The following is a 24210-nucleotide window of genomic DNA, read 5'->3' on the forward strand; positions in this document are numbered from 1 at the left end:
GCGCGGCTGCTGCGGCCCGGATCGGACTCTGCCGGGCGAAGCCCGTCCACCGGGTGAGGGTGGATGGCGGGCGGGCAGATGGTCGAACCCATGCGGCGGACTTCCTCTCCCACTGACGTCGGTGCCTGTCTCTCAGCACTTCTGTCCGGCTCAACAGCATCCGTCCCTGGCGCATTCCCACCCGTTCACATGAGTGACCCGGCCCACCGCACGACCGCGGCGGTGACGGCCTCCAGCGCCTGCGCCTGGGTGACGGGAGCCCGCTTGGGCACGGCGAACCCGTGATCGCCGTAGGGGACTTCCACGAGTTCGTACCCGTCCTCGGGAAACTCGTCGGGCCTGCCGAACGGGTCGTTGCCGCCCTGGACGACGAGGGTCGGCCGTCCCGCCCCGAGCAGCTCGCCCGCGCGGGACCGCTCCGGCCTGCCCGGCGGATGCAGGGGGAAGCTGAGGGCCAGCACGGCGTGGGCGCCGAGCTCGGCAGCGGTGCGGCAGGCCACCCGTGCGCCGGCCGACCGTCCTCCCGCGATCACCGGCAGTCCGGACGCGACGACGGCCGGCCAGATCCCGCGCCAGCCGGCGTCGAGGGTCTTCGGCGCGGGCGCGACCTTCTTGCCGGCCACCCGCCAGGGCTGCTCGACGAGCGCGACTTCGACGCCGTGCCCGGGCAGCACTGCGGCGAGTGCCTGGAGGTCCCGGGCCTCGACACCGCCCCCGGCGCCGTGGCTCACCGCGAGGACGAGCCGCGGCGTCCCGGCGCGGTGCCAGGTGATGCGTGCGGCGCCCGCCTCGGTCTCGACCGTCTCGCGGGTCACTTGGGCGACCTGGGTCTCCCGGCTCACCCGGGTACCACCGGCCTCGCGGGTCTCACGGCTCCCGCGGGTCACCCCGGTCACATCGTTCTCACCGGCCTGTCCGGCCTGTCCGGTCCCGCCGGCCTGTCCGGTCCCGCCCGTCTCGTTCGTCACATCAGAAGAGTGTGCCCTCCTCGGGCCCCTCCAGCTCCTTCAGCAGCTCCGGCCCGTTGTTGCGGACATTGCTGACGGCCGTGGACACCGGGTAGGCGCGCATCAGCCCGGCCGGCGGCGGAGCGAGCAGGGAGCGCAGGTCGTCGGCGTCCGTGCGCGCCGGGTCGAGCCAGGCGTCCCATCGGTCCGGGGTGAGCATCAGCGGCATCCGGGGGTGGATGTCGGCGAGGGCGTGCGGCCCGTCGGCGGGGGCCACGGCGAGCGGGGACGTCTCGGCCTCGGTGGTGATCACCGAGCAGGTCGCCCACCACGCCTGCGGGTGGTCGTCGGGCAGGGTCCGGTCCCGCCAGAACTCGTACAGGCCCGCCATCGCGAAGACCGAGCCGTCGGCCGGGAGCACGAAGTAGGGCTGCTTGCGGGGCCGCTTCTTCCTTCCCTCCACCTCCAGGTCCCGCTCCTGGACGCCGGTGACCCACTCGTAGTAGCCGTCGGCGGGCAGGATGCAGCGCCGGGCGGCGAACGCCCGGCGGTAGGAGGGCTTCTCGTGCACGGTCTCGGCGCGGGCGTTGATCATCCGCGCGCCGCCCTCGGGCGTCTTCGACCAGGACGGGACCAGTCCCCACTTCAGCCTGCGCAGCTGGCGAACCGGGCGCTTGTCGTCGGCGTCCTTCAAGGGGCGGTCCAGGACGGCGAAGACCTCTTTGGTCGGGGCCACGTTGTAATCGGGCTCCAGGGACTCCTCGGGCTCCCACGTCTCGATCTCAAAGGTTCCTGCGAGATCCTCGGGCCTGCGACTCGCTGCATACCGTCCGCACATACGTGCCACACTGCCAGATTCCTCGGAGAGAACGGGAGCCACCCGACACTATGGAGAGCACCGCCGCCCTCGCGCTGCCCGACCTGTGGGACCGGCTCGTCGGCACCCAGAGCGACCCCGACCTGTGGGTGGTGATCGCCACCGCCGTCGCGGCCCTCGCGGTCGTCGTGCCGCACAACCTGTGGCGGCTCTCCCGCAACGCCATCACCATCGCCCACGAGGGCGGCCACGGCCTGGTCGCGCTGTTGACCGGGCGTCAGCTGACCGGGATACGGCTGCACTCCGACACCAGCGGCCTGACCGTCAGCCGTGGCAAGCCGCACGGCCTCGGCATGATCCTCACCGCGGCCGCCGGCTACACCGCTCCCCCGCTGCTCGGCCTGGGCGGCGCGGCCCTCCTGGGCGCCGGCCGCATCACCCTGCTGCTCTGGGCGGCGACGGCGCTGCTGCTGGTGATGCTGGTGATGATCCGCAACGCGTACGGCGCCCTGACCGTCGTCCTCACCGGTGGCGCGTTCCTGCTCGTGTCCTGGCTGGCCGGCCCCCAGGTGCAGGCGGCCTTCGCGTACGCGGTGGTGTGGTTCCTGCTGCTGGGCGGCGTGCGGCCGGCCTTCGAACTGCAGGCGAAGCGCTCGCGCGGCGGCGCTGGCGACTCGGACGCGGACCAGCTGTCCCGTCTGACCCATGTGCCGGCCGGCCTGTGGCTGTTCCTGTTCCATGCGGTGAGCCTGTGCGCGCTGCTCGGCGGGGGCAGGTGGCTGCTCGGGCTGTGACCGGCCCGGAGCGGGGCCCCGTGGGCGCGGGGCGGGGCCGCCCGGCCGGCGGTCCGGGGGCCGGTCGCGGGCGCGGGCGGGCCGGACGGCGACGCACCCGGATCCCGGCCGCGGACTAAAGTGGGCGCATGCCCGTGAACCCCGTCCACACCGCCCTCTGGCCCGCCCCGCACGCGAGCGAGGCCGTCGACGCGACGGTCCACGTGCCGGGTTCCAAGTCCGTCACCAACCGTGCCCTCGTCCTGGCCTCGCTCGCCTCCGAGCCCGGCTGGCTGCGCCGCCCGCTCCGCTCCCGCGACACCCTGCTGATGGCGGCCGCCCTGCGCGAGATGGGCGTCGGCATCGAGGAGACGGTCTCGTCCAGCTCCTCCGTGGCGGCCGGCCAGGACCGCGCCGGCGAGGCCTGGCGCATCCTGCCCGCGGGGCTGCGCGGCCCCGCCACCGTCGACGTCGGCAACGCCGGCACGGTGATGCGCTTCCTTCCGCCGGTCGCCGCCCTCGCCGACGGACCGGTCCGCTTCGACGGCGACCCGCGCGCGTACGAGCGTCCGCTGAACGGCGTCATCGACGCGCTGCGCGTCCTCGGCGCGCGCATCGACGACGACGACCGCGGCGCGCTGCCGCTGACCGTGCACGGCTCGGGCGGGCTGGACGGCGGCACGGTGGAGATCGACGCCTCGTCGTCGTCGCAGTTCGTGTCGGCCCTGCTGCTCTCCGCGCCGCGCTTCAACCAGGGCGTGGAGGTCCGGCACACCGGTTCCTCGCTGCCGTCGATGCCGCACATCCGGATGACGGTGGACATGCTGCGCGCGGTGGGCGCCCAGGTGGACAGCCCGGAGTCGGGCGGCGAGCCGAACGTCTGGCGGGTCACTCCGGGCGCCCTGCTGGGCCGGGACCTGACGATCGAGCCGGACCTGTCCAACGCCCAGCCGTTCCTGGCCGCGGCGCTGGTGACGGGCGGCCGGGTGCTGATCCCGGACTGGCCGGCCCGCACCACCCAGCCGGGTGACCGGCTGCGCGAGATCTTCACCGAGATGGGCGGTTCCTGCGAACTGGCCGACTACGGACTGGTCTTCACCGGCTCGGGCTCGATCCACGGCATCGATGTCGACCTGGGCGACGTCGGCGAGCTGACCCCGGGCATCGCCGCGGTCGCCGCCCTCGCGGACTCCCCGTCCACCCTGCGGGGCGTGTCCCATCTGCGGCTGCACGAGACGGACCGGCTGGCCGCGCTGACCAAGGAGATCAACGAGCTCGGCGGCGACGTGACGGAGTCGGCCGACGGTCTGCACATCCGTCCGCGCCGGCTGCACGGCGGCGTCTTCCACACCTACGACGACCACCGCATGGCGACGGCCGGCGCGATCATCGGCCTGGCCGTGCCGGGGGTGCAGATCGAGAACGTCGCGACGACGGCGAAGACCTTGCCGGACTTCCCGGAACTGTGGACCGGGATGCTCGGGGTATAGGGACTTTCGCCATGCGCCGTTACGGCAAGCACACCGACGAGGACGACATCCGCAGCCGCCCCAACCGCAAGGGCAACCGGCCTCGTACGCACACCCGCCCCAAGCACGAGGACGCCGCCGACGGCATGGTCCTCACCGTCGACCGGGGCCGGCTGACCTGTCTGGTCGACGACCGGATCGTCCTGGCGATGAAGGCCCGCGAGCTGGGCCGCAAGGCCGCGGTGGTGGGCGACCGGGTCGCCCTGGTCGGCGACCTGTCCGGCAAGAAGGACACCCTCGCCCGCATCGTGCGCATCGCCGAGCGCACCTCGGTGCTGCGCCGCACCGCGGACGACGACGACCCCTACGAGCGCGTCGTCGTGGCCAACGCCGACCAGCTCGCCGTCGTCACCGCCCTGGCCGACCCGGAGCCCCGCCCCCGGCTGATCGACCGCTGCCTCGTCGCGGCGTTCGACGGCGGCCTGACCCCGCTCCTGGTCATGACGAAGTCGGACCTCGCGTCGCCGGACAAGCTGCTGGAGCTGTACGGCGACCTCGACATCCCCTATGTGGTCACCAGCCGTGAGGAGCTGGAGAACGGCGACGCGGCGGAGCGGGTGCGCGAGCTGCTCGCCGGGCGGACCACAGCGTTCGTCGGCCACTCCGGCGTCGGCAAGACGACGCTGGTCAACGCGCTGGTCCCGCTGGAGCGGCGGCGGGTGACCGGCCACGTCAACGCGGTGACCGGCCGCGGCCGCCACACCACGACCTCGGCGCTGGCCCTGCCGCTGGCCGGCACGGACGACTGGGTGATCGACACCCCGGGCATCCGCTCCTTCGGTCTGCACCACGTCGACCCGTCCCGGGTGATCCTCGCCTTCCCCGACCTGGTGCCGGGGACCGAGGGCTGCCCGCGCGCGTGCAGTCACGACGAGCCGGACTGCGCGCTGGACGCGTGGGTGGCCGAGGGGCACGCCGACCCGGCACGGCTCTACTCCCTGCGCCGGCTGCTGTCCACGCGGGAGCGCACGGAAGGCGACTGACCGCCGTCGAACGGCCTACTGACCACCGCGTTGTTTGCGTCGCCCCGAGTCCGGCAAGTGCATAATCGCACCGAGCCTGACCGGGCCGGTCAAACGGAGGGACAGCACATGGCGTGGCTGCTGGTCGTCGTGGCCGGAGTGCTCGAAACCGGCTTCGCCGTCTGCCTGAAGCTGTCGCACGGTTTCACCAGGCTCTGGCCGACGATCGCCTTCTGCTCCTTCGCCCTGGGCAGCTTCGGCCTGCTGACCCTCTCCCTGAAGAAGCTCGACGTCGGTCCCGCCTACGCGGTGTGGACGGGCATCGGCGCGGCCGGCACCGCGATCTACGGCATGGTCTTCCTCGGCGACCTGGTGTCCACCCTGAAGATCGTCTCGATCAGCCTGGTGATCACAGGGGTGATCGGGCTGCAGCTGTCGGGCTCGGCCCACTAGGACCCGGCCCCGGCGGACGGCGTCTGCCCCTGACCCCTGAGGTGCCGGTGCAGGGCCCCGCGCACCAGGTCGGCGACCCCGTCCTCGCCCGGCGGCGGCGCGGCCACGCAGGACAGGGCGAGGCGCATGGCGAGTTCGCAGCAGCGGGACAGTTCACCGGCATCGGCCCGGACCGCGCCGGGCCCGGAGAACACGGCCACCGCCCGGTCGCGGACGGCGTCCACCAGATCGCCGGGCGAGGGCAGCGGCCCGTCCGCCCGCCGCTGCGCCGGCACGGCGGAGGAGGACGGGACCGCCGCAAGCGTCGGCGCGGGCAGGCGTTCGCTCCAGAAGCCGGTGAGGACGGCCCGCACGAGCACGTTGTCGCGGGCGGCCGAGACGGTCCACCCGGCGACGGCGGTGAGCCTGTCCCGGGCGTCGCCGTGCGCGGCCAGCGCCCGGTCGACCCCGGTGAGGTAAGCGTCGGCCTCCCGCCGGACCAGCGCTCTCGCCAGGCCTTCCTTGCTGCCGAACTCGTTGTACAGCGTCTGCCGGGACACCCCGGCCGCCAGGGCCACGTCCACCATCCGCACCGCGGCCCACGGCCGTAGCGCAAGCGCCGCGAAGGCGGCGTCCAGTAGGGATTCCCGCGCTGCAGGCATCGTCGCCTCCCGGGAGCGAGCGGCTCTGCGCCCCAGGTTTGACGCGCGAGGATGCAGTGTCAAGGGTTCGCGGCCGGACCGGGGCGGTCGCGGGCCCGCGCGCGCCCCCCCCCCCCGCGGGCCGTCCACCTCCCGGTCCCCTGTGGCCCGCGCTCGCCTCCGCCGGATACGGTTCGTCCCATGCCGGACTACCTCGACGACCTCCGACTCGCGCACGTCCTCGCGGACGCCGCCGACGCCGGGACCATGGCCCGTTTCAAGGCCCTCGACCTCAAGGTCGAGACGAAACCGGACATGACCCCGGTGAGCGAGGCGGACAAGGCCGCCGAGGAACTCATCCGCGGCCAGCTGCAGCGGGCCCGGCCCCGGGACGCGATCCTGGGCGAGGAGTACGGCGTCGAGGGCACCGGCCCCCGGCGCTGGGTGATCGACCCGATCGACGGCACGAAGAACTACGTGCGGGGCGTCCCCGTGTGGGCCACCCTCATCTCACTCATGGAGGCGGGGGAGACCGGCTTCCAGCCCGTCGTGGGCGTCGTCTCGGCGCCCGCGCTGGGCCGCCGCTGGTGGGCCGCGAAGGGACACGGCGCCTACAGCGGCCGCAGCCTGTCCGCCGCGACCCGGCTGCGCGTCTCCCAGGTCTCGAAGCTGTCGGACGCCTCCTTCGCGTACTCCTCGCTCGGCGGCTGGGAGGAGCGGGGACGTCTGAACGGCTTCCTGGACCTCACCCGCGCGGTGTGGCGCACGCGCGCGTACGGCGACTTCTGGCCGTACATGATGGTCGCCGAGGGCGCGATCGACATGTGCGCCGAACCCGAGCTCTCCCTCTGGGACATGGCGGCCACGGCGATCGTGGTGACGGAGGCCGGCGGCACGTTCACGGGCCTCGACGGGCGTCCCGGCCCGCACAGCGGCAACGCGGCCGCCTCCAACGGCCTCCTCCACGACGAGCTGCTGGACCACCTCAACCAGCGTTACTGAAGAACGCCTCCATGCGCCACAGATGAGCGCGCGCGCCCTCAATTGGACGCGCGCGCCCTCTTGTTGACCCCGGCTTTACCTGTCACGCTGACAGCACCCCCACTTGTGAACTTGTGAATCCCTGCACGCGTGCCGTGGATTCCTTAGGAGGTGGCTCCAGCCATGCTCGTCCGTGACGCCATGAGCACGGTGATCCTCACCATCGGCCCCGCACACACCCTCCGTCAGGCCGCCGCCCTGATGTCCGCCCGTCGCGTCGGCGCGGCCGTCGTCCTGGACCCGGACGCCGGCGGCATCGGCATCCTCACCGAGCGGGACATCCTCAACTCCCTGGGCCTCGGCCAGGACCCGGACGCGGAACGCACCCACGCCCACACCACGGACGACGTCGTCTTCGCCGCCCCGACCTGGACCCTGGAGGAGGCGGCCCGGGCGATGACCCACGGCGGCTTCCGCCATCTGATCGTCCTCGACCACCAGGGGCCGGCCGGCATCGTCTCGGTGCGGGACATCATCCGCTGCTGGGCGCCGGCCCGCCCTCTCGACCAAAGCCGTACCCCGTCCTACAGTGGAATCAGTCCAAGCCAAGCCCTGATCTAAAGTCACACCCGTTCGGGACCTGGTCACGCCGACTGTTAGGCTGAAGCCATGAGTGACCTTCTGGACCGACTGCGTGGCCGCGGATGGCGGATGACCGCGCAGCGGCGCGTCGTGGCCGAGGTGCTCGACGGCGAACACGTCCACCTGACGGCCGACGAGGTGCACGCCAGGGCCGTCGTCCGGCTGCCGGAGATCTCCCGGGCGACCGTCTACAACACGCTCGGCGAACTGGTCTCCCTCGGCGAGGTGCTCGAGGTCGCCACCGACCGGCGCGCCAAGCGGTACGACCCGAACGCGCATCACCCGCACCACCACCTGGTGTGCGCCCGGTGCGGCGCCATCAAGGACGTCCACCCGAGCGGCAACCCGCTGGCCGACCTCCCGGACTCGGAGCGCTTCGGCTTCACGGTCTCCGACGTCGAGGTCACGTACCGCGGCCTCTGCCCCGACTGCGCGACGGCGTAGAACACCGGTCCCGTCGGCATCGCGGGCATCACGGCGGGATCGCGGGCACCACGAAACGCCACGACATACGACCGAGGGCCGGAACCCTTTCGGATTCCGGCCCTCGGCCATCAGTAGCGGGGACAGGATTTGAACCTGCGACCTCTGGGTTATGAGCCCAGCGAGCTACCGAGCTGCTCCACCCCGCGGCGATGAACGCAACGTTACGTGAAGGCCAGGCCCGAAGGCAAATCAATACCCCGCCAGCCGCTACCAGCCCGTCCGGCGTTCGAGGACGAGGCCCGTCCAGGGCCGACAGCGGGGGTCTGGGGGCGGCCGCCCCCGGAGACGGGAAGGGGCGGCGGGGGCGAGAACCGCTGCACGGGACTCCAGCCGGCCCACCCCACCCGGGGTGAACAGTGAACACCGAACGGAACGCCCGCCGAGGCCAGGCCAAGGTCCAGGCCCAGGGCGACAAGACCCCGCCCCAGCCGAGGGCACCGTCACGCGGACAGTTCCTCCCGCAGAGCGTCCCGCAGCCGAGCCGCCCGCTCTGCCACCTCCGCCGGCCCGAGCGACACCGCCAGATCCGCCCACCGCTGCCCCTCCGCCAGCTCCCCGCGACGCGCGTAGACCAGGGCCAGCCGCAACGCCGCCCGCCCGTGCCCGGCGTCGGCCGCCCGCGTCCACCACACCGCCGCCTCGGGCTCGCTGCCCTCCCGCGCGAGAAGCAGCCCGAGGTTGAAGGCGCCGTTGCGCGACCCGGCCTCCGCGGCCGTCCGGTACCACCGCGCCGCCTCCACCACGTCGCCCCGCGCGGCGGCCAGCATCCCGACCCGCACCTGGGCGCGCCGGTGCCCCTGCGTCGCCGCCCGCTCGTACCACTCCTCGCACTCGGTCTTCTCGTGCACGATCTCGCCGAGCTCGTGCGCGGGCTGCGGCGGCCGTCGCGCGTCGAGCACGGCCGCCAGCCGGTACGCCGCCTCCGCGCTGCCCCCGCCGGCGGCGCAGCGCAGATGCCGCTCGGCCTCCTGTTCGTCGCCGTCCCGCAGCCGCGCGATGCCGACCTGGAGCGCCGCCTCGGTGTGCCCGGCCGCCGCCGCCCGCTCGTACCAGCGCAGGGCGACCGCCTCCTCGCCCCGCCCGGCGAACAGGATGCCGAGGTTGAACGCGGCGTCGACGCTGCCCGCCTCCGCCGCCTTGGAGAACCAGGGCTCGGCCCCGGCCGTGTCGCCGCCCTGGAGGAGCAGGACGGCCAGCGCGTTGGCCGCCTCCCGGTGCCCGGCGTAGGCGGCGCGGCGGTACCACTGCTCGGCCTGCGCGGTGCGGCCCTGCTCGGCGCAGAGCAGGGCGAGGTTGTAGGCGCCGTTGTCGTCGCCGGCGTCCATCGCGGCCCGGTACCAGCGCTCGGCGGTCTGGGTCTGGCCCCGCTCGGCGTGCAGCGCGCCCAGCGCGTTCGCGGCGTTGCCGTCGCCCTCCTGCGCGGCCCGCAGCCACCAGATGGCGGCGTTCTCGGTGTCGCCGGCGTCGCGCAGCAGGAACCCGAGGGCGCAGGCGGCGCGCGCCTCGCCGTCCTTGGCGGACGTCAGGTACCAGCGCCCGGCCTCCTTGAGTTCGCCCCGCTTCTCCAGGATCGTCCCGAGGTGGAGCGCGGCCCGGCGGTGCCCGCGCGCGGCGGCCTGGCGATACCACTGTTCGGCCTCCGACCGCACGGCGACACCGTTGTCCTGTCCGCGTCCGTCCGACGCGCCGCCCGCGGGGGGATTCCTGCGCTCCCCCGGCTCGCCGCCCTGCTCGTGGTCCTTCAGGTCGAGGGCGCGGGCCAGTCGGTACGCCGCTTCCCGGTGTCCGCGCTCGGCGGCGGCCCGCAGCCACCGCTCGGCCCCGGCGTCTCCGCGGTGCTCCAGCAGGTCGGCGAGCGCGTAGGCGCCCAGCGCGTGCCCCTGCTCGGCGGACTGGCGGAGCCAGTACTCGGCGGCCGGCTCGTCCCCGCACTCCCGGCAGTGGCGGCCCAGCGCGTGCGCGGCGGCTGCGGATCCGGCGACGGCGGCGACCCGCCACCAGCCGGCGGCCTCGTCGGGATAGCCGCGCTGGTGGAGGAGGACGCCCAGGTTGTTGGCTGCGGCACGGTCGCCCTCGGCGGTCGCGGCGCGAAGATGGGGTTCGGCTCCGTCGAGGTCGCCGCGGCGCAGCAGCATGGCCCCGAGGACGCTCACGGCCTCGACGTCGCCGGCTTCCGCCGCGAGTCGCAGGCGCATCTCCTCGACGGCCTCCCCCGTCTCGACGGCGTCCGCCGCCTCGTCCCGGCTCTCGTCCGGGGTCGCTTCCTCACCGGAAGGCTGCACAAATCGCCCTGTCTCGAACAGAGTTGCCTTGTCCCCCATAACGTCCATCGTCGCACCACCCGCAACCCGGGTACACCTGGTATACCGCGGCCCGTAAGGTCACTTCAGCGTTTTGTCGACATGCCCACAGAGAGACAAGTCAAACACAGATCACTCAACTCCCCACCGCGGCGCGGCGATCGATCCCCCGGCACATGCGTTCGCACACCACGAAGGCCCGGATCCGTTTCCGGATCCGGGCCTTCGTCTTCAGTAGCGGGGACAGGATTTGAACCTGCGACCTCTGGGTTATGAGCCCAGCGAGCTACCGAGCTGCTCCACCCCGCGTCGTGTTCCACAACCGTACCACGACGCGGAGCGGGCTTGACCAGCGGCGGACTTGATCGGCAGCGGGCTTGACCAGCCGCTAGCTCGGACCGGGACTCGGACTGCTGGTCGCCTTGCCGCCGCCCGCGCCCGAGCCGCTGCCGGCCCGGGGACTCGCCGAGCCCGTCGGACTCGGACTGGCGCTCGTCTTGGCGCCCTTGTCCGCCTGGGCCTGCGCGTCCTCGGCCCGTTTCAGCGCGGCCTCCAGATCCTTCTGCGCCTTGGCGTACGCGTCCCAGTCGGGCTTCTTCAGCGCCTCCTGGCCGGCCGCGAAGGCCTTCTGGGCGTCGGCCAGCGCCTGGCGGACCGTCGGGTTGGACGACGTCGGGGGCGGCGGGGTCGTGCCCCCGCCCTCGTCCGTCGGCGGCGGGGTCGTGCCCTCCGCGCCGAAGACCTTGTTGAGGGCCTCGTCCAGGGTGTCCTCGAAGGCGGTGTTGCCTCCGTAGGTCACCAACACCTTCTTCAGCAGCGGGTACTTGAGCCCGCCGCCGCGCACATAGACGGGTTCCACATAGAGCAGGCCGCCGTCGAGCGGAACCGTCAACAGGTTGCCGTACTCGATGTCGGAGTCGCCGCCCTTCAGAAGTCTGATGGACTCGGCGATGTCCTGTTCGGAGTTGAACTGGCTCTGCACCTGTTTGGGCCCGTCGACGGTCGTGCTCGTCGGCAGCTTCAGGACTCTGATCTTGCCGTAGTCGGGGGTGCCCGCCTCGGAGTCGACCGCCATGAACGCGCTCAGGTTGTCACGGCCGTTGGGCGTGAACGTCGTCGTCAGCGAGAACGCCTGCGCCTTCTGGTCGGGCATCCTCATGCTCAGGTAGTACGGCGGCACCGCGTCGCCCGACTTGTTGGACGGGTCGTCCGGCACCTGCCAGACCTCGCTGCCGCTGAGGAACGTCGTCGCGTCCTTCACGTGGTAGCGGCTGAGCAGTTCGCGCTGGACCTTGAACAGGTCCTGCGGGTACCGCAGATGCGCCATCAGGTCGGTCGAGATGGACGACTTGGACTTCACCGTGCCGGGGAACGCCTTCATCCAGGTCTTCAGGACCGGATCCTTGGTGTCCCACTGGTAGAGCTTGACCTCGCCCGTGTACGCGTCGACCGTCGCCTTCACCGAGTTGCGGATGTAGTTGACCTGGTTCTGCTGGGCCACCACCGCGCGGTTGTCGTTGGTCGCGGTCAGCGAGTCGGCCGTGGTGTCGCCGAGGGTCGTACGGGAGGCGTACGGGTAGCCGTTCGTCGTCGTGTACGCGTCGACGATCCACTGGATCTTGTGGTTGACCACGGCCGGGTAGGCGTCGCCGTCGATGGTCAGCCACGGGGCGACCGCCTCGACGCGCTCCTTGGGCGTGCGGTTGTACAGGATCCGCGAACCGTCGCCGATGGCGCCGGAGTACAGGATCTGCGGCTCGCCGAACGCCACCGCGTACGCGGCACGGTTGATCGGGTTGGAGAGGTTGACCCCGCTCTTGCCGGTGTAGCTGGTGGTCTTCTCACCCTGGTTGTCGGAGTAGTCGATCTCCTTCTGGGGACCGCCCACGATCGAGTACGTGGTCGTCTTCTCCCCGTAGTAGACCCGCTGCTCGTAGGTGCCGAGCTCGCCCTCGGAGGGCAGGTTGGACTCGGTGAAGACCGGGCGCCCCTCGGCGTCGGCCGTGGTGCCCTTGGCGGCGACGACGCCGTAGCCGTGCGTGTAGCGGAAGTGGCTGTTGATCCAGTTCTGCTTGTCGACGCCCGCGAGGTTCAGCTCGCGCAGACCGATGACGGTGTCCTCGTCGGTCCCCTTCACGTTGTAGCGGTCCACGTCCAGGTTGGTCGGGAACGCGTAGTACTTCCGCATCTGCTGGAGCTGCTGGTACGTCGGGGAGACGATGTTCGGGTCCAGGACGCGGATGCTCGCGGTGGAGTCGACGTCGTCGCGCAGCGTCGTCTTGTCCTTGGTCGTGCTGGTGCCCGAGTACTCGGTGACCTGCGCGCCGTCGATGCCGTACGCCTCGCGCGTCGCCTTGAGGTTCTTCTCGACGTACGGGGCTTCCTTGGCCTGCTCGTTGGGCTGGACCTGGAACTTCTGGACGATCGCCGGGTACAGCCCGCCGATGAGGATCGCCGAGAGCACCATCAGGCCGAAGCCGATCACCGGCAGCTGCCAGGTACGCCGCCAGAGGGTGGCGAAGAAGAGCAGGGCGCAGATGACGGCGATGCAGAACAGGATCGTCTTCGCCGGGAGATAGGCGTTGGCGTCGACGTAGCGCAGGCCCGTCCAGTTGTCCGTGGCCTTGAAGTCGCTGGACTTCACGGCCAGGCCGTAGCGGTCGAGCCAGTAGGCGACCGCCTTCAGGGCGACGAAGATGCCCAGCAGCACCGACAGGTGGCCGGTCGCCGCGGCGGTGGCGCGCGCGCCCGGACTGGTGACCCGCAGCCCGCCGTACAGGTAGTGGGTGAGCGCGGCGGCGATCAGGGAGAGGATCGTGGCGGCGAAGCCGAAGCCGAGCAGGAACCGGTACCAGGGCAGGTCGAAGGCGAAGAAGGACACGTCGAGGTGGAACTGGGGGTCCTTCTGACCGAACGACACCCCGTTGACCCACATCAGCCACGTCCGCCACTGGCCCGCTGCGGACGCGCCGGCGATCAGGCCGACCAGGGCGGTGATGCCGAGCAGCAGCCAGGTCTTGTACGGCGCGATGCCCATGCGGTAGCGGTCGAGGCTCTGCTGCTCCATGGACATCGCGCTCAGCGGCGGCCGCAGCCGGTGCGCAAGCCAGATGTTGACGCCGACCGCGAGGGCCATCAGCAGACCGAAGACGAAGAACAGCCCGATCTTGGTCCACAGCGTGGTGGTGAAGACCGACGAGTAATGCACCGAGCGGTACCAGAGCCAGTCCGTCCAGAACCCGGCGAACATGGTGAACGCCATGCCCAGGACGGCCAGGACGCCCAGTGTCGTGAGCAGCGTCCGGACACGCCGGGACGGGCGGCCCACTCTGATCCGCGGCCCCGTGGGGCCTCCGCCGCGGTCCGGCATCTGGAAAGCCAAGGTGCGCACCTCGAAAGTCGCAGTAGATCCGTCAGGCCCGCGTGTTCGTGGACCGTTGGTGGCCCCCCGTGATCGCGGGCCCACACCTATGCAACTTACTCACCGTTTACTCGGTTCCCGATTCCGGCCAGGAACGAGAGAGGATTGTGACCATGTCCAACACTCCCATGGCGGCGAGCCCGCTCACCCGGGCCGTGCTCGAGATCGACGAGTACGCCTCCGGCCTCGGCTGGGACCAGCCCGCCCGCCTTTTCGCCCTCGTAGACACCGCTCGGCTGCGCGCCCAGGAGCCGTCGCTCGCCGCCCAGCTCGGCCTTCAGGACGAGCCCGAGATCACCGGCCTCACCCCCATCGAGCAGGACGAGGTGCCGACGGACAAGCCGCTCGACGAGTTCCTCGCCACGATCGCCTGGCCCGACGCGGTGGTCGGCTGCGCCCTCACCGTGGAGCGTCTGATGCTGCCGCCGTCCGCCGAGGCACAGGTCCCCCAGGGCCTGAGCGACGCGAAGCTCGCGAAGTGGGTGTCGGAGCACCCCGACCGCCAGGAGGTGCGGATGACGGTCGGCGTCCTGCGCGACGGCACCCGCGACTCCGCCCTGCGGCTGCGGGAGAAGGACGCCCCCACGGAGGTCCTCACCGGCGCGGGCCTGGTGCCGGGGCTCGCGGAGGCGCTGTCGGCGACGTTCGCCGAGTAGCCTCTCGCGGGCCTCAGCGGGGTGGCCCCGCGGCTACTTCGTGCACTTGGGCAGGTCGGCGGTGTCGCCGCTGCGGATGTCCTTGAGGGCGCCCAGGGCGTCGTCGATGGTGTTCACCTTGACGAGCTTGAGCCCCGAGGGGGTGTCCTTGGCGGCGGCCGCGCAGTTCTCGGCGGGCGTCAGGAAGTACTGGGCGCCCTGGCTGCGCGCGCCGACCGTCTTCAACTCGATGCCGCCGATCGGCCCGACCTTGCCGTCGTCGTCGATGGTCCCGGTGCCGGCGACGAACTTGCCGCCGGTGAGGCTGCCCGGGGTGAGCTTGTCGTAGATGCCGAGGGCGAACATCAGACCGGCGCTGGGGCCGCCGACGTCGGCGAGCTTGATGTCGACGGTGAACGGGAACGTGTGGTCGGTCCCGGCCGAGATCCCGACGATGGCACGCTTCTGGCCGCTGTCGTCGGAGGTCGCGGTGGTGACGGTGACGTCCTGGGTCCCGGTCGCCGCTTTGTGCGCCTTCTCGGCGGCCGCCTGCTCCTTGGCCGGGACGATGGTGAAGACGACCTTCTCGGCCGGCTTGTGCTTGGTCACCAGCTTCGCGACGTCGCCCGGCTGCTTCACCGCCGCGCCGTCGACGGCCTTGATCACGTCGCCGGCGTGCAGCCTGCCCTCGGCCGGGGAGCCCTTCACCACGGTCGACACGATCACCCAGGACGTCACGGGGACCTTCAGTTCCTTCAGGGCCGCCACCTTGGCGCTCTCCTGGGACTGGCTGAACTCCTCGGCGTTCTCCTGGGTGGACTGCTCCTCGGTCTTGCCGTCCGGGTACAGCGTGTCGTGCGGGACCACCTTGGTGTCGTGCGCGAGCCATCCGTAGACGGCCTCGACGAGGTTCATCCGGTAGTCGGCGCTGGTGACCCGCACGGTGGTCATGTTCAGGTTGCCGCTGGTCGCGTAGGTCCTGCGCCCGGCGATCTGCAGCACGGGCTCGCCGTCGTGGTCGCCGAGCGTGTTCACCGTCGGCCCCGGGGACATCTCCGCGTACGGCACGGGGATGAGCACTCCCGCGCACAAAAGCGCGATCAGCATCAGGGTGGAGGCGAGCATCGTCGCGGTGCGGCGTGGCATGCCTCGACATTACGGGACGCGTCTGTCAGCGCACCGTCAGGGCTGCCACCCGGGTCACGTACGCGAGTGGGGCTTCTCCATGGCTTCTCGGAAGCGGGCGTATCCGTCCAGCTCGGGGCCGTCGCTCCGGGCCTTGCGGGTCCGGTTGGCCCAACTGCCCCACAGGCCCGCGCCGATCGCGGCGACCAGTGGAATCAGCAACCAGACGAGCGCCGCCATGCCGACCTCCCAACCCCGACGAACCACCACAACTGACTGATCAGCAGATTAACCGTCCGCACTGACAACGCTCACGGCAGGGGTGGGGTTACGCAACCGGACGGGTGACCGAGCCGCGGTCGCAGCCGTGCCCGCCGTGAGCCGCGGGTCAGCAGGCGCCGACCCACTCCTGAGTGCCGTCCGAGAACCTCTGGTGCTTCCAGATGGGTACTTCGTGCTTGAGGTCGTCGATCAGCTTCCGGCAGGCCTCGAAGGCCTCGCCGCGGTGCGGACAGGACACGGCGACGACGACCGCGAGATCTCCCACCACGAGGTCCCCCACTCGGTGGACGGCAGCGAGCGCCCGCACCGGGAACTCGGCGACGACCTTCTCCGCGATCCGCCGCATCTCCGCCTCGGCGCTGGGATGGCAGGAGTACCCGAGGGCGTCGACGTCGGCGCCCCCGTCGTGGTTGCGCACGGTGCCCACGAACAGCGCCGTCCCGCCGGCCGCGTCGTCCCCGACGGCCCCGAAGACCTCGTCCAGCGAGAGGGCGGTGTCGCGAACGGCGATGAGCTTGATGGGGTCCTGCGCTGCGTGCTCGCCGGGATGGTCGTCGATGGCTGCCATACCCCCATCGTGCCGCACCCGGGAGACCAGCCGGAACAGCGTGATCGCCCGGTACACGCGCGTGCCGCCTGGTAGTGACCTACAAAACAACCTGCGAGGCGTGCCTGTCCGGCGGGGCAGGAGCTACGGGGGGGCGGCGGAGCGATCCTGACCGCGCGCCCCCGCCCCTCACCTCCGCCGGGCCTTGCGGGCGCGCCGCACCACGGCCGCCGCGCCCAGCAGGGCGACCGTCGCGCCGGCCGCGCCCGCCGCGGTCGCGTCCTTGCGTCCCAGCCGCCGTCCGACGACGGTGTGCCGCCCGGAGACCTCCGCCAGCAGCTCCGCGAGGACCTCCTCGTTGGTCCAGCGCGGCCGCCACCCCGCGTCGTGCAGCCGGCTCCCGCTCACCACCCAGGGGTACATCGTGTAGGCCAGGTCGCCCGCCGGGGACGGCGTCAGCCCGATCCGGTGCAGCCGGGCCGCGGCGCCCAGCGCGACCGCCGACGGCAGCTCCATCCGGCGGATGCCGCTGAGCTCCTCGACCTCCTCCTGTTCCAGCCACCCGTCGCACCCGACGGCCAGCTCCCCGTCGACCTTCTCCAGGACGGTGTACTCCAGGGCGCTCACCAGGTCCTCGACGTGGCAGAACTGCCAGGCGGGCCGCGACCCCGCGACGACGAGCAGCCGCGGCGACTCGAAGTACCGGGTCAGGGCGGTGTCCGTGCCGCCGACCAGGATCGCGGGCCGCACCACGGTGACGTTGAGCCCCGGGTGCGCCCGGGGCGCGCGCCGGGCGAGCCGTTCGACCTCCAGGAGGTCGCCGACGCCGGTCGCCTCGGCCGTCGCCCGCAGCTCGGCGTCCTCGGACAGCGGCAGCTCGTTGTCCTCCAGCGCTCCGTAGACCATCGCGGAGGTGCACAGCACGACGCGGTGCACCCCGGCCGCCGCGGCGGCCGTCAGCACGGTCTGCGTACCGCGCACGTTGTAGGCCGTCCGGGCGGCGGCGTCACTCCCCAGGTCGAGGTCGAGTGCGAGGTGGACCACGACGTCCGCCCCGCGCAGTTTGTCGGCGATCGCAGGATCGCGGACGTCGAGGATGTGCCACTGCGCCGCGTCGCACTCGCCGCGCCGCTCGTCGATGGCGACGACCTGCTTGACCTCCTCCGACGCGGCGAGGCGCTCCGTGAGCAGCGCGCCCACCCCGTTCGCCGCGCCGGTGACGGCGACGACGGGCCCGCGCGAACCGCCCGGGGTCGATCGGTTTCGCGCTGCGCGAACCTGCGGATCTGGGGAACTCACCAGGTGTCTCCAGCGGTTGTCTTGGCATACGGGCGCGAGTGACGCGTACGTACCAGGTGGCATCCATCCTGCCGCAGGCCAGCAGTCGGCGAAGCACCGAGGCCCGATCGAGCCGGGGTGTCTACGCTGGGTGGTGTTGCAGGGCAGTCGCCGCCGGCCGAGAACCGGTGGCCTTACCAGCCGAGGAACCCCGTGAGTGACACCCCATTCGGATTCGGCCTTCCGCCGGAGGAGCCGGAAGACGGCGACGAGGGCAAGAAGAAGAACTCGCAGAGCGGCGGTGGTCAGGGACCGGCCAACCCGTTCGGTTTCGGCGGGCTGCCCGGCGCCGGAGGCTTCGGCGCTCCGGGCGGTCCCGGCGCCGACAACCCCCTCGCCGCCATGTTCGGCTCGCTGAACCCCAACGATCTGGGGGCCGCGTTCCAGCAGCTCGGTCAGATGCTCTCGTACGAGGGCGGGCCGGTGAACTGGGACATGGCCAAGCAGATCGCCCGCCAGACGGTCTCCCAGGGCACGTCCGACGGCGTGAAGGACGCGAGCGTCGGCTCCTCCGAGCGCACCGCCGTGCAGGAGGCCGTCCGCCTGGCCGACCTGTGGCTGGACGACGCCACCTCCCTGCCGTCCGGCGCCGGCTCCGCGGTGGCGTGGTCGCGCGCGGAGTGGGTCGAGGCGACCCTGCCCGCGTGGAAGGAGCTCGTCGACCCGGTCGCCGAACGCGTCGGCGCCGCCATGGGCGACGTCCTGCCGGAGGAGATGCAGGCCATGGCCGGCCCGCTGATCGGCATGATGCGCTCGATGGGCGGGGCGATGTTCGGCTCGCAGATCGGACAGGCCGTCGGCGTGCTCGCGGGCGAGGTCGTCGGTTCGACCGACATCGGCCTTCCGCTCGGTCCGGCCGGGCGCGCGGCGCTGCTGCCGGTGAACATCGCGGCGTTCGGCAAGGACCTGGGCGTGCCGCAGGAAGAGGTACGGCTGTACCTCGCCCTGCGCGAGGCCGCCCACCAGCGCCTGTTCGCGCACGTTCCGTGGCTGCGCTCGCATCTGTTCGGCGCGGTCGAGGGCTACGCGCGCGGGATCAAGGTCGACACCGCCAAGCTGGAGGACGTGGTCGGCCAGTTCGACCCGCAGAACCCCGAACAGCTGCAGGACGCCCTGCAGCAGGGCATGTTCCAGCCGGAGGACACCCCGGAGCAGAAGGCCGCGCTGGCCCGTCTGGAGACGGCCCTGGCGCTCGTCGAGGGCTGGGTGGACGCGGTGGTGCACGCGGCCGCGAAGCCGCGCCTTTCGTCCGCCGACGCGCTGCGCGAGACGCTGCGCCGGCGCCGTGCCAGCGGCGGACCCGCGGAGCAGACGTTCGCGACGCTGATCGGCCTGGAGCTGCGTCCGCGCCGCCTGCGTGACGCGTCCCGCCTGTGGGCCTCGCTGACGGACGCGCGCGGGGTCGACGGCCGTGACGCCCTGTGGGCGCACCCCGACATGCTGCCCACGGCCTCCGACCTGGACGACCCGGACGGCTTCGTGCACCGCGAGCACATGGACTTCTCCGAGCTGGACAAGATGCTCGGTGAGGCCGCGAGCGGCGGCGGTCCCGGCGACGGGCCGAACCTGACGAAGGACGACGGCACGAAGAAGGAAGACGGCCTCAAGAAGGACGACGGCCTGAAGCAGGACGGCGACGAGAGCGACTCCAGGGGCGACGACACCGAGTGAGGCTGTACGACGACGCGGTCCTCGTCCTCAAGGGGTACGAGGGCCAAGAAGAGCTGCGCCAGTCCTACCTGGACCATCTTTCGGCGCATCCGGACGGCATGTGGAAGGCCTGCCGGGACGGGCACGTCACGGCGAGCGCGCTGGTGATCGACCCGGCACAGGAGCGGGTGCTGCTGACGCTCCACAAGAAGCTGCGGATGTGGCTGCAGATGGGCGGGCACTGCGAGCCCGTCGACGGGACGCTGGCGGCCGCGGCGCTGCGGGAGGGGACCGAGGAGTCGGGCGTTGCGGGGCTGACCCTGCTGCCCGGCGGCCCGGTCCGGCTCGACCGGCATCCGACGCCGTGCGCCTGGCACTACGACGTCCAGTACGCGGCGCTGGCCCCGGCCGGATCCGTGGAGGCCATCAGCGACGAGTCCCTCGACCTGCGCTGGTTCCCGTACGCGCAGGTGGCGGACGTCGCCGACGAGTCGGTCGTACGGCTGCTGGAGGCCACCCGCGCGCGGCTGTGAGCCGAACGGGTAAGGGGCGGCCTTCCAGGCGGTCGCCCCTTACGTCGCGTCGTCGTCGAGCCCGGCGATCAGCTCCAGGCGTTGCCCTGGTTCTGACTGCGCGCCCCGTGCTGGCCCATGCCGTACTGGGCGGCCAGGCCGGAGCCGATCGCCGCGTTCTGCGGCGGCAGCAGCTCGCTGGGCTGCACGAGCGCGTAGCCGGAGCCCATGAAGCTGAGCTCCCAGCCCTCACCGGTGTTGCCGCGCCGGCGCCACACCCCGGAGGAGTGGGTCTGCGCCTGCATCTGCACCCGCAGCCCGGTGGACCAGGCGACGATGGCGTCGGCGTCGCAGTTGACGTACTTGTCCGGGGTGACCTGCATCATCAGGGGCGCGCCCGAGGTCATCAGGGCGACCTTGCCGCGGCCGGTGATGTTGAGCTGGTACTTCCCGGAGCCGGAGATGCCGTAGAGGCTGTCGACGGCGATGACCTCGTGGTGCAGCGAGGAGTCCATGGCGAGCACATAGCTGCTGTCCACGGTCAGGCCGTCCTGCTCCACCTCCATCACGTGGATGTGCTGGGCGAGGTTGGCGAGGTAGACCGTGCCCTGCCCGTGGCAGCGCATCAGGTCCAGCCCCTCGCCGGTGTACGCCCGCGCGCGTCCCTGCTGGTTGCTCAGGTACTCGGCGTCGAACTCCATCAGGCCCTGGTAGGCGACCATCGTGCCCTTGCGGGCGAGGATGTCGTCGTGGCCTTCCAGAGCGACCCGGAGCATCTGCTTGTTCTGCAGACTCCAGCGTTCCTGGGTCTGCGAGTCGTTGTGCGCGAAAAGTGGGCTCTGCATGACGTTTCTGGCTCCCCCTCAGCCCCGGACCCGGAGGCGGTCGGTGCTGTCCTCGCTGGGCTGGACGACGACGATGCCCTGGCCGGAGAAGGCCATCTGGTAGGCCTCGCCGCTGCCCCGGCCGATGAGCGACTGCGCCTTGAAGCTGCGCTTGCCCTTCACCTTCAGGTTCGGGGACCAGGCGACGAGCGCGTCGGGGTCGACGTACGTCTCGTCCTCGCCGCCGCCGCAGTCGACCACGATCGGCTTGCCCCGGGAGGTCAGCGCGACCCAGCCCTGGCCGCTGATCTTGGTGTTCCACAGGCCCTGGCCGGCGAACTTCGCGAGCCCCTTGACGCGCTCGACGCCCCAGGTGAGGTGAGCGTCGAAGGCGAGCAGGTTGGTGGCGTTGACGGAGATGCCGTCGCCGTTGAGGTTGATCACGACGACGTTCGCGCCGTAGTCGGCGAGATAGAGCAGACCGTCGCCGGTGCACTTCATCAGGGGCGCGCCCTCGCCGGTCATCCAGTCGCGCGCGATCTGGCGCACGGCCGGCGGGTTGGGCTCGTACTGCACGAAGCCCTCGTAGGCGACCATCGAGCCCACACGCGCGAAGAGGTCGTTGCCGGTCTGCATGGCGACCTTCAGCATGTGGTCGCCGTGGTTCTCCATGCGGGCGGTGACGGGTGCGGGGGCGTAGCCCGCGAGCGGCTGGTTCATGACGGGCTCCCTCAGACCTCGTACGGCTGGACGACGATGAAGTTGCCGGGAGCTCCCCGGAACTGGAGGTTGACGCTCTCGCCGGTGTCGCCGGGGTAGGCGTTGCGGCGCATCCGCACCTGGCTGGAGACGACCACCTGGGAGGCGGCCGACCAGGCGACGACGGCGTTGCAGTCGGCGAACGTGGTGGGCGTGACCGGCAGGACGACGGGGGTGCCGTGCGTCTTGACGACGATCGTGCCGGTGCCCTGGAACTGCATGGTGAACAGCGCGCCGCCGGGAATGCCGTGCCCCTCGATGCGGCGGACCTCGTACTGGAGGCTCTCGTCGAAGGCGAGGACGTTCTCGGCGGAGACGCAGATCGCGTCGCCCTGGAGTTCGATGGGGTGTACATGGGTGGAGTTCTCGGCGAGGAAGACCTGCCCCTGGCCGGTGCAGCGCATCAGCTGCATCTCCTGGCCGGTGGCGTTGCCGACGATGCGGCCGGCGAACCCGGCGCCCTTGTAGCTGAAGTCGACCTTGCCCTGGTAGAGGACCATGCTGCCCTGGCGGGCGAGCACCGGCTGCCCGCCCATGCCGAGGTCGACGCGGATCAGCTTCTTGTTCTGCTGCGTCCAGCGTTGCCCGGTGGGCGTCTCCTTGAACTGCTGGAGGGCGGCGGTCACACCGGCGCCGCCCTGCGGGGCGCCCTGGGGCACGCCGTACGCCTGCTGGCCGGGGAGCTGCCCGAACGGCGGCTGCTGGCCGTAGCCGGGCGGCGGGGCCGGCTGTCCGTAGCCGGGCGGGGCCTGCGGCGGCTGGGGCTGCTGGCCGTAGCCGGGCGGCATGGGCGCGGTCGGCGCGGGGCCGTGCCCGTAGGGCTGCTGCGGCGGCTGGCCGTAGGGCGCCGGGACGGGGCCCGGGGGCGGGACATGGCCGCCGCCGGGCGGGGCCAGGGGCGCGACGATGGTCGGCGCGGCGTGCACCGAGGGCGCGGGCGCCGGGGCGGGCGGCAAAGTCGCGCCGGGCGGGGGCGCGAAGCCCTGCGCGGCGGGCTGCGGCTGATACGGGGCGGGGGCCGGCGCCGAGGGGGCTCCGAAGGCGGGGGGAGCGAAGCCGGGAGCGGCGGCGCCGGCCTGGGGCTGCGCGGGCGCGGCGGGCGTCTCCTCCTCGGCGACCTCGCCGCCGAAGTTCTTCAGCAGCGCGTCCAGACCGCCGTCGAAGCCCTGGCCGACGGCCGCGAACCGCCAGACGTCCTTCAGGTAGAAGTCGCCCAGCATCACGGCCCGCTCGGTGGTGAACTCCGCGCCGCTGAACGCGTAGCGGGCCACTTCCTCGCCGCCCGCGACGATCCGGAGGTGGCCGGAACCGATCTGCGACATCTGTCCGGCGCCGTCGAGGGTGGCCGTGAAGGAGAGCTTCTGGATCTGGGGCGGGATCCGGTCCAGGGTGATGCGGAAGGACTCGGTGTCACCGGCCTGGGCGCCCAGGAGCTGGATGGACTCCTCGGGCGACTTCGGCTGGTTGAAGAAGACGAAGTACCGGTCGTCCGAGAGTCGCTCGTCGGCGTCGAGGCCGAAGCAGCTGATGTCGAAGGTCAGGCCGGGTGCGGTGATCTGCACGCCTACGTACAGATCGGTGCCTGCGGTGAGGTCACTGATCTTGGCCTTGTGGCCGCGCTGGAATTCCCTGGGCATGCGTAACGACCGTCCCCCATCCCGATTGCGAGTGCGTCGCGTCAGGCTAACGGCAAAGTCGGACAACGCACGATGTCGGTACAGACCCGGTACACAACCGCGTCACATGAGGTCACACGCGTTCACCGCGCGCTCGGAGCGGGTCACTCCCCGCGTGCGTCGGGCGGGTGGGGCAGCCGCTCGGCGGCCACGACGCCCTCCAGATAGCCGCGTGCGCGCTCGGTGCGCGGGTACGCCTCCAGCAGCCGCCAGAAGTCGGGGCCGTGGCCGGGCACGAGCAGGTGCGCGAGCTCATGGGCGAGGACGTAGTCGATGACGTACTCGGGCATGCCCTTGAGGCGGTGCGACAGCCGGATGCTGCCCTCGGCCGGGGTGCATGACCCCCACCGCGTGTTCTGGTTGGTCACCCAGCGGACCGAGGCCGGCCGGGCCCGGCCCCCGAAGCACTGGGCCGACAGCCGCTCCGCCCGCTCGGCCAGCTCGGCGTCGCCCGGCACCCGCCGGCTTTCCTGGGCGGCGAGCTTGTCGAGCATGACGCCCACCCAGCGTTTCTCCTCGGCCTCGGACATGCGGGCCGGGATCAGCACGATGGTGCGGTCGCCCTCGCGGTACGCGGAGACCGTCCGCCGTCGACGGGCGCTCCTGCGGACCTCGATCGCGCTCGCCCGTGGGCCGCTCGGCGGCTGGCTCGTCGTACTGCGCTGTGGTGTTCCGGCGCGGTGCAGTGGGTCGGCGGACACGCCCCGACGTTACCCGCTGCACACGGGGGAAGTCCCGACTCCGGGGCGGTTCGGTTCCGATCTCTCCTGTCACGTTTGCCTCGTACGACGCATTTGTACGATGAACACCGCTACCTGTGGACAACTTTCGGCGGGCTCCGGCGGGGCCGGGCATGCTGGCACTCGTCGGCGGAGCGAGGACACCCCACGCCCCGCTCCGTCGACGTGACGGGGAGTTTCCAGGCATACGG

The 24210-nt window shown here is 71.9% G+C and carries 23 protein-coding genes and 2 tRNA genes; 10 read left to right on the top strand and 15 right to left on the bottom strand.

The window, feature by feature from the left end:
- Positions 1-185: 185 nt before the first annotated feature.
- Both Sri02f_RS20225 and Sri02f_RS20230 read right to left on the bottom strand, forming a co-directional pair.
- The gene (locus Sri02f_RS20225; RefSeq protein ID WP_109003181.1) at positions 186-815 is read right to left on the bottom strand and encodes an alpha/beta hydrolase family protein; all 630 of its coding nucleotides are present in this window, start codon (positions 813-815) and stop codon (positions 186-188) included.
- 154 nt (positions 816-969) lie between these two features.
- The gene (locus tag Sri02f_RS20230; RefSeq protein ID WP_109002724.1) at positions 970-1785 is read right to left on the bottom strand and encodes an SOS response-associated peptidase; all 816 of its coding nucleotides are present in this window, start codon (positions 1783-1785) and stop codon (positions 970-972) included.
- Positions 1786-1835: 50 nt separating this feature from the next.
- On the opposite strand from Sri02f_RS20230, the gene Sri02f_RS20235 reads away from it, so the two are divergent.
- From Sri02f_RS20235 to Sri02f_RS20250, 4 genes are all read left to right on the top strand, one after another.
- Entirely contained in the window at positions 1836-2558 is a 723-nt protein-coding gene (locus tag Sri02f_RS20235; protein WP_109002725.1) for a M50 family metallopeptidase, read from the top strand.
- Between the two features lie 128 nt (positions 2559-2686).
- The gene (gene aroA, locus Sri02f_RS20240) at positions 2687-4027 is read left to right on the top strand and encodes a 3-phosphoshikimate 1-carboxyvinyltransferase (protein WP_109002726.1); all 1341 of its coding nucleotides are present in this window, start codon (positions 2687-2689) and stop codon (positions 4025-4027) included.
- Positions 4028-4038: 11 nt separating this feature from the next.
- On the top strand, positions 4039-5049 hold the full coding sequence (gene rsgA / locus Sri02f_RS20245) for a ribosome small subunit-dependent GTPase A (RefSeq protein WP_109002727.1): 1011 nt from the start codon (positions 4039-4041) through the stop codon (positions 5047-5049).
- 108 nt (positions 5050-5157) lie between these two features.
- The gene (locus tag Sri02f_RS20250; RefSeq protein WP_109002728.1) at positions 5158-5481 is read left to right on the top strand and encodes a DMT family transporter; all 324 of its coding nucleotides are present in this window, start codon (positions 5158-5160) and stop codon (positions 5479-5481) included.
- Here Sri02f_RS20250 and Sri02f_RS20255 read toward each other — a convergent pair.
- Entirely contained in the window at positions 5478-6122 is a 645-nt protein-coding gene (locus Sri02f_RS20255; RefSeq protein ID WP_109002729.1) for a TetR/AcrR family transcriptional regulator, read from the bottom strand. The two genes, Sri02f_RS20250 and Sri02f_RS20255, sit on opposite strands and share 4 nt — an antisense overlap.
- A 180-nt stretch (positions 6123-6302) precedes the next feature.
- On the opposite strand from Sri02f_RS20255, the gene hisN reads away from it, so the two are divergent.
- From hisN to Sri02f_RS20270, 3 genes are all read left to right on the top strand, one after another.
- Complete coding sequence (hisN, locus tag Sri02f_RS20260; RefSeq protein ID WP_109002730.1) at positions 6303-7103, top strand: histidinol-phosphatase; 801 nt, start codon at positions 6303-6305, stop codon at positions 7101-7103.
- A gap of 162 nt (positions 7104-7265) precedes the next feature.
- Positions 7266-7703: a CBS domain-containing protein gene (locus Sri02f_RS20265; protein WP_109002731.1), complete on the top strand. Its 438-nt coding sequence runs from the start codon at positions 7266-7268 to the stop codon at positions 7701-7703.
- A gap of 48 nt (positions 7704-7751) precedes the next feature.
- Positions 7752-8168, top strand: coding sequence for a Fur family transcriptional regulator (locus tag Sri02f_RS20270; RefSeq protein WP_109002732.1), 417 nt, complete (start codon positions 7752-7754; stop codon positions 8166-8168).
- Positions 8169-8282: 114 nt separating this feature from the next.
- On the opposite strand, the gene Sri02f_RS20275 is transcribed toward Sri02f_RS20270, so the two are convergent.
- The 4 genes from Sri02f_RS20275 to Sri02f_RS20290 all read right to left on the bottom strand — a co-directional run bounded on the left by Sri02f_RS20275 (position 8283) and on the right by Sri02f_RS20290 (position 13880).
- Positions 8283-8356 (bottom strand) — tRNA-Met (locus Sri02f_RS20275).
- A gap of 294 nt (positions 8357-8650) precedes the next feature.
- Positions 8651-10540, bottom strand: coding sequence for a tetratricopeptide repeat protein (locus Sri02f_RS20280; RefSeq protein WP_109002733.1), 1890 nt, complete (start codon positions 10538-10540; stop codon positions 8651-8653).
- Between the two features lie 205 nt (positions 10541-10745).
- Positions 10746-10819 (bottom strand) — tRNA-Met (locus tag Sri02f_RS20285).
- A 79-nt stretch (positions 10820-10898) separates the two neighbouring features.
- Positions 10899-13880, bottom strand: a complete 2982-nt coding sequence (locus Sri02f_RS20290; protein WP_245970735.1) for a UPF0182 family membrane protein — start codon at positions 13878-13880, stop codon at positions 10899-10901.
- 164 nt (positions 13881-14044) lie between these two features.
- Here Sri02f_RS20290 and Sri02f_RS20295 point away from each other — a divergent pair, with 164 nt between their 5' ends.
- Positions 14045-14587, top strand: coding sequence for a PPA1309 family protein (locus Sri02f_RS20295; protein ID WP_245970704.1), 543 nt, complete (start codon positions 14045-14047; stop codon positions 14585-14587).
- 33 nt (positions 14588-14620) lie between these two features.
- On the opposite strand, the gene Sri02f_RS20300 is transcribed toward Sri02f_RS20295, so the two are convergent.
- The 4 genes from Sri02f_RS20300 to Sri02f_RS20310 all read right to left on the bottom strand — a co-directional run bounded on the left by Sri02f_RS20300 (position 14621) and on the right by Sri02f_RS20310 (position 17819).
- On the bottom strand, positions 14621-15712 hold the full coding sequence (locus tag Sri02f_RS20300) for a YlbL family protein (protein ID WP_109002736.1): 1092 nt from the start codon (positions 15710-15712) through the stop codon (positions 14621-14623).
- A 54-nt stretch (positions 15713-15766) separates the two neighbouring features.
- Positions 15767-15931 (bottom strand): hypothetical protein, encoded by a 165-nt coding sequence (locus tag Sri02f_RS41770; protein ID WP_167467584.1) that lies wholly within the window; start codon positions 15929-15931, stop codon positions 15767-15769.
- A 148-nt stretch (positions 15932-16079) separates the two neighbouring features.
- Positions 16080-16541 (bottom strand): molybdenum cofactor biosynthesis protein MoaE, encoded by a 462-nt coding sequence (locus Sri02f_RS20305; RefSeq protein WP_109003182.1) that lies wholly within the window; start codon positions 16539-16541, stop codon positions 16080-16082.
- 168 nt (positions 16542-16709) lie between these two features.
- Positions 16710-17819 carry an SDR family oxidoreductase gene (locus Sri02f_RS20310; RefSeq protein ID WP_109002737.1) on the bottom strand — a complete coding sequence of 370 codons (1110 nt, stop codon included), beginning with the start codon at positions 17817-17819 and terminating at the stop codon, positions 16710-16712.
- 192 nt (positions 17820-18011) lie between these two features.
- Between Sri02f_RS20310 and Sri02f_RS20315 the strand changes: the two genes are divergently transcribed.
- The gene (locus tag Sri02f_RS20315) at positions 18012-19529 is read left to right on the top strand and encodes a zinc-dependent metalloprotease (RefSeq protein WP_109002738.1); all 1518 of its coding nucleotides are present in this window, start codon (positions 18012-18014) and stop codon (positions 19527-19529) included.
- Positions 19526-20041, top strand: coding sequence for an NUDIX hydrolase (locus Sri02f_RS20320; protein ID WP_109002739.1), 516 nt, complete (start codon positions 19526-19528; stop codon positions 20039-20041). The genes Sri02f_RS20315 and Sri02f_RS20320 overlap by 4 nt, the downstream gene beginning before the upstream one ends.
- A gap of 68 nt (positions 20042-20109) precedes the next feature.
- Here the strand turns inward: Sri02f_RS20320 and Sri02f_RS20325 are convergent, their stop codons facing one another.
- From Sri02f_RS20325 to Sri02f_RS20340, 4 genes are all read right to left on the bottom strand, one after another.
- Positions 20110-20865, bottom strand: a complete 756-nt coding sequence (locus Sri02f_RS20325; RefSeq protein WP_109002740.1) for an AIM24 family protein — start codon at positions 20863-20865, stop codon at positions 20110-20112.
- A gap of 18 nt (positions 20866-20883) precedes the next feature.
- The gene (locus Sri02f_RS20330) at positions 20884-21564 is read right to left on the bottom strand and encodes an AIM24 family protein (protein ID WP_109002741.1); all 681 of its coding nucleotides are present in this window, start codon (positions 21562-21564) and stop codon (positions 20884-20886) included.
- 11 nt (positions 21565-21575) lie between these two features.
- On the bottom strand, positions 21576-23240 hold the full coding sequence (locus Sri02f_RS20335; protein WP_109002742.1) for a TerD family protein: 1665 nt from the start codon (positions 23238-23240) through the stop codon (positions 21576-21578).
- Between the two features lie 143 nt (positions 23241-23383).
- Positions 23384-23980: a M48 metallopeptidase family protein gene (locus Sri02f_RS20340; RefSeq protein WP_109002743.1), complete on the bottom strand. Its 597-nt coding sequence runs from the start codon at positions 23978-23980 to the stop codon at positions 23384-23386.
- Positions 23981-24210: the final 230 nt, after the last annotated feature.

The sequence above is a fragment of the Streptomyces rishiriensis genome (assembly GCF_003112535.1).
In the GTDB taxonomy this organism is placed as follows: domain Bacteria; phylum Actinomycetota; class Actinomycetes; order Streptomycetales; family Streptomycetaceae; genus Streptomyces; species Streptomyces rishiriensis.

Bases quoted from the DNA above. Each gene is read 5' to 3' on its own strand.
- Sri02f_RS41770 (WP_167467584.1), bottom strand. From the start codon at position 15,931: ATGGCGGCGCTCGTCTGGTTGCTGATTCCACTGGTCGCCGCGATCGGC.
- Sri02f_RS20300 (WP_109002736.1), bottom strand. From the start codon at position 15,712: ATGCCACGCCGCACCGCGACGATGCTCGCCTCCACCCTGATGCTGATC.
- Sri02f_RS20230 (WP_109002724.1), bottom strand. From the start codon at position 1,785: ATGTGCGGACGGTATGCAGCGAGTCGCAGGCCCGAGGATCTCGCAGGA.
- Sri02f_RS20280 (WP_109002733.1), bottom strand. From the start codon at position 10,540: ATGGACGTTATGGGGGACAAGGCAACTCTGTTCGAGACAGGGCGATTT.
- Sri02f_RS20335 (WP_109002742.1), bottom strand. From the start codon at position 23,240: ATGCCCAGGGAATTCCAGCGCGGCCACAAGGCCAAGATCAGTGACCTC.
- Sri02f_RS20330 (WP_109002741.1), bottom strand. From the start codon at position 21,564: ATGAACCAGCCGCTCGCGGGCTACGCCCCCGCACCCGTCACCGCCCGC.
- hisN (WP_109002730.1), top strand. From the start codon at position 6,303: ATGCCGGACTACCTCGACGACCTCCGACTCGCGCACGTCCTCGCGGAC.
- Sri02f_RS20270 (WP_109002732.1), top strand. From the start codon at position 7,752: ATGAGTGACCTTCTGGACCGACTGCGTGGCCGCGGATGGCGGATGACC.
- Sri02f_RS20325 (WP_109002740.1), bottom strand. From the start codon at position 20,865: ATGCAGAGCCCACTTTTCGCGCACAACGACTCGCAGACCCAGGAACGC.
- aroA (WP_109002726.1), top strand. From the start codon at position 2,687: ATGCCCGTGAACCCCGTCCACACCGCCCTCTGGCCCGCCCCGCACGCG.
- Sri02f_RS20265 (WP_109002731.1), top strand. From the start codon at position 7,266: ATGCTCGTCCGTGACGCCATGAGCACGGTGATCCTCACCATCGGCCCC.
- Sri02f_RS20290 (WP_245970735.1), bottom strand. From the start codon at position 13,880: ATGCCGGACCGCGGCGGAGGCCCCACGGGGCCGCGGATCAGAGTGGGC.
- rsgA (WP_109002727.1), top strand. From the start codon at position 4,039: ATGCGCCGTTACGGCAAGCACACCGACGAGGACGACATCCGCAGCCGC.
- Sri02f_RS20255 (WP_109002729.1), bottom strand. From the start codon at position 6,122: ATGCCTGCAGCGCGGGAATCCCTACTGGACGCCGCCTTCGCGGCGCTT.
- Sri02f_RS20250 (WP_109002728.1), top strand. From the start codon at position 5,158: ATGGCGTGGCTGCTGGTCGTCGTGGCCGGAGTGCTCGAAACCGGCTTC.
- Sri02f_RS20305 (WP_109003182.1), bottom strand. From the start codon at position 16,541: ATGGCAGCCATCGACGACCATCCCGGCGAGCACGCAGCGCAGGACCCC.
- Sri02f_RS20235 (WP_109002725.1), top strand. From the start codon at position 1,836: ATGGAGAGCACCGCCGCCCTCGCGCTGCCCGACCTGTGGGACCGGCTC.
- Sri02f_RS20295 (WP_245970704.1), top strand. From the start codon at position 14,045: ATGTCCAACACTCCCATGGCGGCGAGCCCGCTCACCCGGGCCGTGCTC.